Source organism: Pseudoalteromonas sp. Ps84H-4 (assembly GCF_024124645.1).
Lineage (GTDB): Bacteria > Pseudomonadota > Gammaproteobacteria > Enterobacterales > Alteromonadaceae > Pseudoalteromonas > Pseudoalteromonas lipolytica_C.
Genome location: NZ_JAMXSK010000070.1, coordinates 1 through 1,545, shown reverse-complemented (window position 1 = coordinate 1,545; position 1,545 = coordinate 1). Strand labels below are relative to the sequence as shown.

The following is a 1,545-nucleotide window of genomic DNA, read 5'->3' as shown; positions in this document are numbered from 1 at the left end:
TGAACCAGCTCAGAGGCGGTGCAAAAAGTCTGACCGTACCTGAACTTAAAAAAGAGCTTGCCCTTTATCATCAGTTAGCGCCATGGCGCACGCAAATCAATGGCGTTATCGATGGGCTTAATCTGTCTCTTAAAAATCGACAACACTTCGGTGAGCTCATCAACTATTACGGTAGTAAACTCAAACGATTCAAACGCGCACAGCAGCATCTATGGTTGCTATGTCACCTGACAGAGCGGATACAACTGGCACTGGAACGGTTAACTGATGGGTTCATTTACCATATCCGCAAGCAACAAGAAGCTGCCAACACCTTTGCACAACAAGCAGTGTTCCTGTCCTGGCAGTCAGCCGCGGACAATGTCACGAAAGCGGCAGAGTTACTGCATCTGTTTGTGGATGAGAACATTGATGATAATCAACCCTTCTCAGTAGTCAGACAACAGGCATTGAAGGTCATGAATGACAGGGATATCCAGACCCTCTGCCTTTACCTGAAAAAACAGAAACGGACCGTGGAAGAGTACCAGTGGCAACATTACGATGAACAATGCAATCTCCTGGAGCAACTGTTAAGGCAGGTGTTTTTGTGCCTTGAATGTGAGGCCGGTAAAGGCTCAGAAGCCGTCGTCGCCCAACTTCAACAGATGCAGACGGAAATCGCATTCGGTGGACCACTGAAGACGATGGATACGTCGCTCATCCCGAAAAAGCACCTCCCATGGTTGGTTAAACAGGATAACGTTAACCCGCAACGTTACGAATGGCTGCTCTACCGGCAGTTAACCTCACGACTGAATGGACGCATTTATTTGCCAAATGTTACCAAATACCGCGCACTGGAAGACGACCTGATCCCCCAGACATCGCAGGATACCTTGCTGGCCTCATCAACACTGGACAGACTAAAACAGCCCGCAGAGTTATTGTTACAGGAGAAACAACACCGGCTGGAAAGTGCACTCAAAGACGTTGCTCTCCATATTGATGAGGGAGACAATCGAAATGTGATCATGAAAAATCGTACCGGTACCCGCTGGCGTCTGCCGACCAAAAGCGCTACATCTCTGGTCAACAATCCCTTTTTTAAGCGAATGCAACCGGTCGGTATCGCGGATGTACTGCGGTATGTAGAGCGCGAAACCGGGTTCATGAAATGTCTGACTCATGTACTTCCGATACAAAAACAAGGGTTCACTCATCAGGATGATTTACTGGCCATTCTGATTGCCAACGCCACTCACCGTGGTGTGTATGGCATGGCGCAGATCTCCGATCGAAGCTATGAACACCTGAGTACGGTGCAGGCCAACTATATCCGGCCTGAAACGCTGCATGACGCCAGCGACGTGATCAATAATGCGGTTGCAGCGCTACCCATCTTCCGCCACTACCATATTCAGGAGGACCAGCTGCATGCCAGTGCGGATGGTCAGAAATTCGAAACCCATCTGGAAACCTTTAAAACCCGGTACTCCTCTAAGTATTTCGGCACCAACAAAGGGATCACGGCCATGACACTGGTGGCCAACCACAGCGCCCTCA

At 49.4% G+C, this 1,545-nt stretch carries 1 pseudogene; it reads left to right on the top strand.

Annotation, left to right across the window (positions count from 1 at the left end):
- Positions 1-1,545: pseudogene (locus NH454_RS22210) on the top strand (Tn3-like element ISShfr9 family transposase); the annotation flags it as partial.